General features: G+C 68.6%; 10 protein-coding genes. 5 read left to right on the top strand and 5 right to left on the bottom strand.

Annotated features, from left to right (window positions below):
* The 3 genes from AC08OT_RS15180 to AC08OT_RS15170 all read right to left on the bottom strand — a co-directional run.
* Window positions 1–1092 (bottom strand): D-alanyl-D-alanine carboxypeptidase family protein (locus tag AC08OT_RS15180; RefSeq protein WP_476602952.1); only part of this gene is annotated, 1092 nt, incomplete at its 3' end.
* A gap of 108 nt (window positions 1093–1200) precedes the next feature.
* Window positions 1201–2247: a DUF1003 domain-containing protein gene (locus AC08OT_RS15175; protein WP_476592162.1), complete on the bottom strand. Its 1047-nt coding sequence runs from the start codon at window positions 2245–2247 to the stop codon at window positions 1201–1203.
* 550 nt (window positions 2248–2797) lie between these two features.
* Complete coding sequence (locus AC08OT_RS15170; protein WP_462188796.1) at window positions 2798–3052, bottom strand: hypothetical protein; 255 nt, start codon at window positions 3050–3052, stop codon at window positions 2798–2800.
* Between the two features lie 317 nt (window positions 3053–3369).
* On the opposite strand from AC08OT_RS15170, the gene AC08OT_RS15165 reads away from it, so the two are divergent.
* Window positions 3370–3864: a hypothetical protein gene (locus AC08OT_RS15165; RefSeq protein WP_476602951.1), complete on the top strand. Its 495-nt coding sequence runs from the start codon at window positions 3370–3372 to the stop codon at window positions 3862–3864.
* 94 nt (window positions 3865–3958) lie between these two features.
* Here AC08OT_RS15165 and AC08OT_RS15160 read toward each other — a convergent pair whose 3' ends face one another.
* Entirely contained in the window at window positions 3959–4654 is a 696-nt protein-coding gene (locus AC08OT_RS15160; RefSeq protein ID WP_476592160.1) for an Abi family protein, read from the bottom strand.
* Window positions 4655–4818: 164 nt separating this feature from the next.
* Here AC08OT_RS15160 and AC08OT_RS15155 point away from each other — a divergent pair, with 164 nt between their 5' ends.
* The 4 genes from AC08OT_RS15155 (at window position 4819) to AC08OT_RS15140 (ending at window position 5827) form a co-directional block, all read left to right on the top strand.
* Window positions 4819–4893, top strand: a complete 75-nt coding sequence (locus AC08OT_RS15155; protein WP_476592178.1) for a hypothetical protein — start codon at window positions 4819–4821, stop codon at window positions 4891–4893.
* A 180-nt stretch (window positions 4894–5073) separates the two neighbouring features.
* Window positions 5074–5295, top strand: a complete 222-nt coding sequence (locus AC08OT_RS15150) for a type II toxin-antitoxin system HicB family antitoxin (protein WP_023839758.1) — start codon at window positions 5074–5076, stop codon at window positions 5293–5295.
* Window positions 5292–5519, top strand: a complete 228-nt coding sequence (locus AC08OT_RS15145; RefSeq protein ID WP_006542954.1) for a type II toxin-antitoxin system HicA family toxin — start codon at window positions 5292–5294, stop codon at window positions 5517–5519. The genes AC08OT_RS15150 and AC08OT_RS15145 overlap by 4 nt, the downstream gene beginning before the upstream one ends.
* A gap of 32 nt (window positions 5520–5551) precedes the next feature.
* Window positions 5552–5827: an SCO4848 family membrane protein gene (locus AC08OT_RS15140; RefSeq protein WP_476592159.1), complete on the top strand. Its 276-nt coding sequence runs from the start codon at window positions 5552–5554 to the stop codon at window positions 5825–5827.
* A gap of 530 nt (window positions 5828–6357) precedes the next feature.
* Here the strand turns inward: AC08OT_RS15140 and AC08OT_RS15135 are convergent.
* Window positions 6358–7143 carry an SDR family NAD(P)-dependent oxidoreductase gene (locus AC08OT_RS15135; RefSeq protein WP_476592158.1) on the bottom strand — a complete coding sequence of 262 codons (786 nt, stop codon included), beginning with the start codon at window positions 7141–7143 and terminating at the stop codon, window positions 6358–6360.
* Between the last annotated feature and the right edge of the window lie 483 nt (window positions 7144–7626).

Genomic DNA, 7626 nt, shown 5'->3' with positions numbered 1-7626 from the left:
GGCTCGACGGGTGAGCGCGGTGAGCAGGCATGCCACGACGGTGCAGCCGATCGCAATCCAGGTTATCGGGCCGATGCCGCTGCCAGGATCGCCCGCGCGGGCGACTCCGTGCCGCGAGGAGGCTGTTGCCGCGCCGGCGGTTGGCACGATCCCTGGACCCGCCGGGCTGACGGAGGGCCGGTCTCCCGCGGGCCCGCTCGACGCCGGCGCCGTCGCCCTGGGGTTCGCGAGATACCCGACCGGGGTGACCGTGTCGGCGTGCGCGAAACCCCAGTCGAGCAGCGCGCGTGCGTCCTTGCCGTAGGCGGGAGCCGTCCGCAGCAGGGCGACGATGAGGGTGTGGCCGTCGCGGGTGGCCGCGCCGACGAACGTCGCGCCGGCCGCGATGGTGTAGCCGTTCTTCACCCCGATAGCCCCCTCGTAGGAACGCAGCAGGGCGTTGTGGTTCTGGATCTCGAAGCGGGTACCCCCCCGGCCGGCGAGCGAGGCGCGCGGGATCGTCAGGTAGCTCCGCACCGTCGGGTTGTCCAACGCCGCCCGACCGAGCACGGCTAGGTCGTGCACACTGGTGACCTGGCCCGGACTGTCCAGCCCGGTCGGGTCACCGGCGACGGTGTCCGTCGCGCCGAGCGACCTGGCCAGAGCGTTCATCCGCTGCAGCACGGCGGGGGTTCCCCCGCTCGCCTGGACCAGGGCCATGGTCGCGTCGTTTCCGCTGGAGATCAGCATGGCAGTCGCCAGGTCACGGACGGTGTATCCGACCCCCGGCACGAGACCGACCTTCGTGCCGTCCACCCGAGGGGCGTTCTCGTCGACCGTCACGACCCGGTCCGGCGGCAGGCCGGGCAGCACGGTCAGCGCGGTAAGGATTTTCATCGTGCTGGCCGGGAGATCCTGGGCGTGGGGGCGGTAGGCGGCGAGGATGGCGCCGCTTCCCGCGTCCGCGACAAGCCACTCGGCGGCCGTGAGACCGGCCGGGGGAGCGGAGTCGGAGGCGGCGGTGGGTGCCGGTGCGGCGAGTGGGACGGCCGCGGCCGCCGGAACGATCTTCAGGAACGGGGCGAGAATCGCTCCGAGGACCGCCACGGCCACCAGCGCCCGCCCGAGGCTTCCGCGGAGGCGACACGGGTCATGCCGGGGCGGACAGGGGACACGCACCTGTCGAACGCTACTGGGTTTCCCCGTTCCGCAGAAGGGTGGTCACGACCCGTGTCGCGAGTGGGTGTTTCCTGTGGAGGAATCCACTGGTTGCGGCTTTCCCATTGAATGCCAGGAGGAGCCCGTATGGGCAGAGAGGCTATGGTGCCCGTGTGTTGTGAATCCTCTGTTCTTGAGGTGCGTCGTCGCGCTGGCCTCCCGGGTGGGGTCGTCGAGCGTGGTCTCCGGGGTGGGACCGGTGGCGATGGTCGGCGTCGTCTTCCTGTCGGGACCGCCGTTTTCGCGGTTCCCGGTGCGGGTGGCATACCCGGCGTCCGTGGAGCGAGGGAGGATGCCGGTCGTGCTCACACCCGTGGTGTTCCTGCGCTTGTGGTGCTTGGGCCGCCGGGGGCGTTCCGGATTCCCGGCATTCGGCTTGCCCGTGGCGGGTGGGTCCTCGGTCTCGGGGTCGCTCGTTTCCCGGAGGCCACCACCGGCCGTGGACGCCGGCCCGCCGTGCCGTGACGACGATCGTGCCGCGGTTGGCTTCCGTTCATCCGACGCCGTCTGGTGCGGAACGCGAACCGCGTCCCGAACCAGGCTCTCGATGTCGCCGCGAAGAGATTCGAGTTGGCCGGCCAGCTCGCCGCGCACGTACTGCCGGGTCGCCGCATCGCTCTGGGCAAGCCGGAGCGCGGCGATCTCACGCGCGAGAAACTCGGTGTCTTCCCGCATACGTACAGCGGCCGCCCGATCTTCGGCCAGCGAGGCACGGTCACGGTCGTCCTGTCGGTTCTGGGCGAGCAGGATCAACGGCGCCGCGTAGGCGGCCTGGGTCGAGAAGGCCAGGTTCAGCAGGATGAAAGGGTAGGGATCCCACCGCAGCAGCGGTAGCGCGATGTTCAAGGCTATCCAGACGATCACGATACAGGTCTGAATGGCGAGGTACCGCCCGGTTCCCAGGAAACGGGCGATGGCCTCCGCGAAGCGACTGACCGATTCCCGGTCCATGCCCCGGGGGATCAGTGTGACCCGGCCGGAAGCGGGCAGGTCGAGACGCTCGGTGCAGGCACCACGACGTCCCGCGGCCCGTGATGTTGAGATGCTCATGGAAGATCCCCCTCCGCGCGCCCCAGTCACCGCCGGACAGCTGTGAGTGCGCATTCCTCGAGCAGGCCGCGGGCGGCACCGCCACGGCGACCTCTGGTCGACACGACTTCGATCGACCGCACCTGCTTGTGCACTGCTCGCGGCCCATGCGACTGCCGACCCGGACGGATCAGGGAAGCCCGGCCGGGACAGGGTGGATCCGCGCTACCGGCACGAACCGATCGGGCCGGGAGATCGCGGTGACCATCGATTCCCGAGCCGGAGACGCCGTCGCCGACGGCACGGCTGCACCGGACAGGAGGGCCGTGCGTCCGAACAGGCCGGACTTCCGAACAGTGCCCCGGGCGTCGTCTACCCGGGTTCCGTGGACGCGGGCCGGGCGCGACGGTGCGCGCTCATCGGCCCGGGATTCAGCGCTGGCTGACGTCCACGAGCAGGAAGCGGCCTTTACTGGAGCACCCGCCAGGACTCACAGCGGCCACCTCCTCGCGCTGGTCCTCCTTAGAGGATTTTTCGGGGGCTTGTCAAGGATAACCGCCGGAGTTGTTCCCTAACCCACTGGGGCACCCGTGATATCGGTCGCGATGACGTCACCCGAAGCGGGGACCGTCACCGTGGCGCGGGTGGCGCGGGTCCCGGCGCGGGCGCGGGCGTCCCACTCCTCGGCGGGCCGCGCGCTCGCCTCGGCCAGGGTCTGCCAGAACGCCGAAGGAGCATCGGCGAGCGCGGCAAGGCGCAGCCTTCGCAACAGCATTCCCTCGTCTGGTTCGATCCGGCGCCCCCGGATGTCGTCGGCCCCCTCCATCGCTCCCTCCCGTCATCCCGCCGTCTTGCCCGTCTTGCGTATCCCTTGCGCATCCTCCGTGTCGGTGCCGCCCGTGACCAGACCGTCGTCCGGGAGAGGTCGGTGTTGTGCGGGACAGGCCGGTGTTGCGCGTAATCGGTCCGACCTTTACCGCAAAGTGCTCCCGGGCAGCGGGGGAAGCGCGGATACTGATCAAAGCGGCGGGACGGCGGAGGAGTCGCGCGAGATGATCTATCGTGGGTAGGCCCGTCTCGTTGATCGTGCGGCATGACGGGCCTTCGTGGTCAGCCTGGTCCCCGCAGTGCCCAGGGCTGGCGATGGCCCAGCCGTCCGCCGCGGAGCTGCGGGCCGCGTTGCCCGACGTCCTCGCGTGGTACTTCGGTGAGGACACCGACACCGACGCGCAGATCCACGTCGAGCGGAGGCTGTGCGGTGGCGTCGTCGTCCGGATCGCCCAGGATGCGCAGCTGTGGGAACGTCAGCTGGTCGCCGACCGGCTGGGCGAGGCCTTGGCCGCCGGGGACCAGGCGGCGCGGCTGCGTGCGGCCCCGGGTAACGCAGCCGGTGAGATGATCTATGTCTGCGCGCTGCAGTCGGACCGCGTCTCCTGGCTGACGGGCCAGCTGGAGGACGAGAACGACGCGGTCGTGGCCACCCTCCCGGTGGCCGAGACGATGCTGTGGACCATGCGGTTCGGAGCGGCCCACAGCGGGGCCGGGGAATCGGTCCAGCCGCCCGCCTACCGCCCTGAGACGACGTTCAGCGAGGTGATGCGGACCTTCGCCGGGCCGCTCCAGCACCTGCGAGCGTGAGCCGCGGGACATCGAAGGCCATAGTCGTCGGATCGTGGTTCCTGATCGCGGCCGGTGTCTGAGCGTAGGGTAGCTGGCCGAATTTGTAAAATATTCACTTATGGCCTAGGTGCTGTGGCGGTTGCGGCGGTCGTGACAACAGGAGGGTGGGCACTCGGCTTCGGCCGCGGATCCATTCTTCGACACCGCCGTCGGGGTGCCCGGCGACACGCAGCAGATCATGGTGGAGGGTCGCGAGTGGTCGGTTGTGGATTGGTGCGTGGTGCGCGACGCGGTTGCGGAGCCGAACGAGGCTGTCGACGGGGTTGTAGATCCGGGTCCGTTGTGCCGGGCGAAGGTTCGGGAACGCGCGGCGGAGTGCGGGAGTCCACAGGGTTCCCTCGTATCGCCTGGTCAGGAGGTAGCGCCAGAAGCCGAACGTCAGCTCGGCAATCATCCGACCAGGCGTGATGACCTTCCCGTCGCGCCGCAACCTGACGTAGGCGTCGGCGATGTCCTGCCGTCGATGGGCTTCGAGGATGCCGGCCGGGTCGTCGTACCACTGGCCGGGCCTTCGCTGGCGCTGATGCCAGAGAGTGAGCTGGTCGTGCAGGGCGTTGCGCAGGACGATCTCGAAGAGCCCGAGGACCTCGTGGAACGCGGCGCTGATGCTGCTGTTCCACTCGTACAGGGCCACTGCCCGCTCGAGGTCGTGGTTGCAGACCCGTTCGTACGGATCGAGGCGTTCGGCGCTCAGCCTGCGCCGGAGCTGGACCGCGAGGGCGTGCGACGGGGTCACGGCGTTCGACATCGGGTTACCGGTCTTCTAGACTTTCGAGGTGGACACCCCGGATGGCCTCTACCGCTCAGGCGGCATGCCCCCCGGGGTTTTGTCTGTCCGCCCACCTTAGGGCGATCTACGTGGCCGAACTCGCGCCCCCACACGAAGACCGCGGCTCGCCGCCGGTGGGGTGACTGGAGTCGAAGCGCGCGTCCTGGTTCCTGATCGCGGTGGGTGTGTGGACGTGGGCCATCTGGCCAAACTTGTAGAACATTCACTTATGACCTAGGTACTCCCCGGGGCCGGGAGTGGTCTTGTGTCTCTCGTGTGTACCCGGGCCGTTAGAGATCGTTTCCGCTCGTATGGTCGACAGAGGTCTGGTCGATCATGTCGAGGGGGTGACGGTGAGCGCTTCGCCAGGAGTGGTAGGGACGGCTAGGCTGATCTCCATGGAGCGAGCGGCGCGGCTGACGGCTGTCGTCACGCATGAGGGCGACTGGTACGTGGCACGGGCTCTGGAGGTCGAGGTGACCAGCCAGGGAGCCAGCGTCGAGGAGTCGCTGGCAAATCTTCGCGAGGCGCTGGAGCTGTACTTCGAGGACCAGCCGTTCCCCGTGACCGCTGCGGACGGTCCCATCGTCGCTCCGCTGGACATCCGCCTGTCGGCGTGACGCCCGCGCTGCCTCGGGTCTCCGGGGCGAAGGTGGTGAAGGCTCTGGGGCGTGCCGGCTTCGAGGAGGTCGCCACGCGTGGCTCGCACTGCAAGCTGAGGCACAAGGAGAACGCCCGGGTCGTGATCGTCCCGCTTCACCGGGAGCTGGCGACGGGCACGCTCGCCTCTGTTCTGCGTCAGGCGGGCATCGAGGCGGAGGAACTTAGGACGTTGCTCACCTGAGCTGCGCGTGGTTCTGGGTGCAAGCTGGGTGGGTGACTCTGTCGAAGCGTGTTTCCTGGTTCCTGATCGCGGTGGGTGTGTGGACGTGGGCGATCTGGCCGAATTTCCTTCGGAACGTGTGGAAGGATGATCGTTCCTGGGACGACGGCCCGACCGGCTTCTTCACGGTGCACTTGGTCCTGACCGTCGTCTCCCTCGTAATCGGTTCCGTCGTTGGCTGGCTCGGCATCCGCGGCGCACGCGCCGTCCGCCATGGCGATACCGGTGATGGTGCCTCATCCAGGAAACTGATCAATTCGGGTCGTTGACATGGTGAAAGCGGCGGCAGTCTTCGAAACCGCTCCATGTCATGATCGACTCTACGCCGTGTGATCCTCCTGGCTTCAGAGCATGCCCAGCCGCGTAGCCATGCCACCAGCGTGGCACGGCTACGGACCAGTTTCGCAGATCAGATACCAGGGATGACGGGCCATGGTCATCTCGCCGCCTCCGAACTCGCCGATACCACGCCGCGGACCATGCGGGCAGAGGGGCCGCGACGTAACGGCCGCCTAGGGGGACGGCCGCCGAGTAGCCGGCCGTCGCGTAACGAGAACCGCCACCGAGGTGGATGCCACATCCGCCACCCAGCAGGCCACGACTTCACTATTTGTTGGGAACTTGGCCGTTTCGTTGTGGCACGCGGCTAATCTTGATGGCTCATACCTCGCCCAACGACTGAGTGGATAGACGGGCCACCGCTACCAGCAGCGGGGCTCTTCCCGAACCCCGGCCCTTCCTCCGGAGGAGGGGGTCCGCCGCCGGCGGTGGGCGCCGGGGGTTCCCGCGCGACACGGTGTCAGCCGACCTGCTCGGTGGGCCACATGAGTAGTTCGTTGATCGCGACCCGCCGCGGCCGGGTGACGATGTAGGCGACGGCGTCCGCGATGTCCTCGGACTGCATCGGCTCGATGTCGGCGATGCGGCGCATGACGATATTCCGGATCTCCTCGCGGATGTGGGACGTCAGCTCGGTCTCGACGGAGCCCGGTTCGACCACCGAGACGCGCACGTGCCGGGCGGTGACCTCTTGGCGCAGCGACTCGGTGAACGCGTTCACCCCGAACTTGGTGAGGTTGTAGATGCCGGCGCCCATGGTGGCGTGCCGCCCCGCCACTGAGCTGATGTTCACCAGGTCCGCGACCTGGCGGGGGCCGTCGTCCGCGGCAGTGAGCAGATGCGGCAGCGCTGCATGGGTAACGTACAGCAGGCCCTGCAGGTTCAGGGCCACCATCCGGTCCCACTCCTCGGTCGGCGCGTCGAGGATCGGCCCGGGCAGCATGATCCCAGCGTTGTTGACGACGGTATCGAGCCGACCGAGCTCCGCCACGGTGCGCTTCACCGCGTCGACGGCCTGGGCCTGGTCGGTGATGTCCAGCGGGAGGGGGAGGGCGGTGCCGCCGGCGCCGGTGATGTCGGCGGCGAGGCGCTCGAGCCGGTCGCCGCGCCGCGCGACCAGCGCCATCGCGGCGCCGTGCCGGGCCAGCTCGCGGGCGGTCGCCTCACCGATGCCGCTGCTCGCACCGGTCACCAGGGCAACGGTGCCGTCCAGCCGTTCGCTCATGTGGTCCAGCCGTTCGCTCATGTGTACGCGCTCCTGAGTCGTGGGCGAAGTCGCCGGGTCGGTCAGCGTGGTCAGACGCCTTACCCAGAGCGGCTGGAAGGCGGTGTCGCGGCCGGCCGCACGAACCGGTGGAACCCGGCGACAGGCACTGTCCGGTCATGCCGGGCGAAGCTTACTGGAACGATATCGCTTCCGTGGACAGCGAAGTCGAGATTCCCCGTCCATAGGGAAGGATCGTCATGGGGTCAGCTCGCCGGACGGCTGGGGGTCACTACGTGTCCATTCACGGGTGCGTGACGGCGGTCCGCTGAGCTGGGCGTTTGCGCTGGGGTTACACGTGGTGGCTGTTGCTTGATCGTGGCTGTGGGGCGTGGATGATCTGGTCTTGTGGCTGGCCCGTCCGTGTCGTGGGAGTCGCGTCTGGCGGCTGCCGAGGCGCGGGTCGAGGAGTTCGCGGCGACGAACGCGCGGCCGTCGTCGTCGTCCGGATACATGAGCCCGTGT

The organism is Frankia sp. CgJB1, from assembly GCF_977947065.1.
Note: the sequence above shows the minus strand (reverse complement) of the source record. Positions and strands in the feature narration are given on the sequence as shown.

Bases quoted from the DNA above. Each gene is read 5' to 3' on its own strand.
- AC08OT_RS15175 (WP_476592162.1), bottom strand. From the start codon at position 2,247: ATGAGCATCTCAACATCACGGGCCGCGGGACGTCGTGGTGCCTGCACC.
- AC08OT_RS15170 (WP_462188796.1), bottom strand. From the start codon at position 3,052: ATGGAGGGGGCCGACGACATCCGGGGGCGCCGGATCGAACCAGACGAG.
- AC08OT_RS15165 (WP_476602951.1), top strand. From the start codon at position 3,370: ATGGCCCAGCCGTCCGCCGCGGAGCTGCGGGCCGCGTTGCCCGACGTC.
- AC08OT_RS15160 (WP_476592160.1), bottom strand. From the start codon at position 4,654: ATGTCGAACGCCGTGACCCCGTCGCACGCCCTCGCGGTCCAGCTCCGG.
- AC08OT_RS15150 (WP_023839758.1), top strand. From the start codon at position 5,074: ATGGAGCGAGCGGCGCGGCTGACGGCTGTCGTCACGCATGAGGGCGAC.
- AC08OT_RS15135 (WP_476592158.1), bottom strand. From the start codon at position 7,143: ATGAGCGAACGGCTGGACCACATGAGCGAACGGCTGGACGGCACCGTT.